The organism is Streptomyces phytophilus (genome assembly GCF_013870535.1).
GTDB lineage: Bacteria > Actinomycetota > Actinomycetes > Streptomycetales > Streptomycetaceae > Streptomyces > Streptomyces phytophilus.
In genome coordinates, this window is the sequence record NZ_JACBXC010001451.1 from 1 (window position 1) to 1,417 (window position 1,417).

Here is a 1,417-nt window from a genome sequence, read left to right on the forward strand (position 1 = left end):
GCCCCCGTCGGTCCACTCCACCGGGACGACGGCCTGCGTGCCGGGCGGCAGCGGGGCGCCGGTCATGATGCGGGCGGCCTCGCCGGCGCCGACGTGCGGCAACTCGCCCGCGCCGCCCGCCGGTACGTCGCCGATGACGCGCAGCACGGCGGGGAACTCGTCGCTCGCCCGCTCGACGTCTACGGTGCGCACCGCGTACCCGTCCATGGAGCTGTTGTCGAAGGGCGGCAGCGCGACGGCCGCGGTGACGTCCTCGACGAGGACGCAGCCCTGGGCGTCGAGCAGCTGCATCTCCAGCGGCTCCAGCGGGCGGACCTGCCGCAGTATGTCGTCGAGGTGCTCCTCGACGGACCACACACCGGAGGACCCCGGCCGCGGCCCGGCCTCCTGCGCCGCGGTCCCCGGGTCTTGCTCGCCCGCGTCCGTCGCCCCCTTCACGGCCTCGCTCAATCCGCCATCTCCTCGGCGACGTACTTCCGCAGCCACGCGCGCAGGTCGGCGCCGAGGTCCTCGCGCTCGCACGCGAGGCGCACGATCGCCCGGAGGTAGTCGCCGCGGTCGCCCGTGTCGTACCTCCGGCCCTTGAACACCACGCCGTACACCGGGCTGTCGAGCTCCTCGTCCGTCGCCAGCCGCTGGAGCGCGTCGGTGAGCTGGATCTCGTTCCCCCGGCCGGGCTCCGTCGTGCGCAGCACGTCGAAGATCGCGGGATCGAGGACATAGCGGCCGATGACCGCGTAGTTGCTGGGGGCGTCGGCGGTGGCGGGCTTCTCCACGAGGTTCGTGACGCGCACCACGTCGCTGTCCGCGGTGGTCTCCACGGCCGCGCAGCCGTAGAGGTGGATCTGCTCCGGGTCGACCTCCATCAGCGCGATGACGCTGCCCCCGTGGTCGGCCCGGGCGCGCACCATGCGGGCCAGCAGCGGGTCGCGCGGGTCGATGAGGTCGTCGCCGAGGAGGACGGCGAACGGCTGGTCGCCGACGTGCTCGGCGGCGCACAGCACCGCGTGGCCGAGGCCGCGGGGGTCGCCCTGGCGGACGTAGTGGATGTTCGCCAGGTCGTTGGACTCCGCGACCTTGGCCAGGCGCGCCTCGTCGCCCTTCTTGCGCAGGGCCTCTTCCAGCTCGTGATTGCGGTCGAAGTGGTCTTCGAGCGGGCGCTTGTTCCGCCCGGTGATCATGAGGACGTCGGTGAGTCCGGCCGAGACGGCCTCCTCGACGACGTACTGGATCGCGGGCTTGTCGACGACGGGCAGCATCTCTTTCGGCGTCGCCTTGGTCGCCGGCAGGAAGCGGGTGCCGAGACCGGCGGCCGGGATGACAGCCTTGGTGATCCGAGTACGCGAAGAATCCATGTTCAGCACCATAAGGGTAGGTACGGACAAGTGGGCAGCGACCAGGCCAGAAAGGCGGCGTT

The 1,417-nt window shown here is 71.8% G+C and carries 1 protein-coding gene and 1 pseudogene; both read right to left on the bottom strand.

All coding sequences use genetic code 11. The features are described 5' to 3' along the window. Positions 1–450: pseudogene (locus H5J30_RS33245) on the bottom strand (gephyrin-like molybdotransferase Glp); the annotation flags it as partial. Then, a complete protein-coding gene (galU, locus tag H5J30_RS33250) occupies positions 447–1,355 on the bottom strand; it encodes a UTP--glucose-1-phosphate uridylyltransferase GalU (protein WP_181791444.1) in 909 nt (302 codons plus the stop codon). The gene galU and the pseudogene H5J30_RS33245, both read right to left, overlap by 4 nt. Positions 1,356–1,417 lie beyond the last annotated feature (62 nt).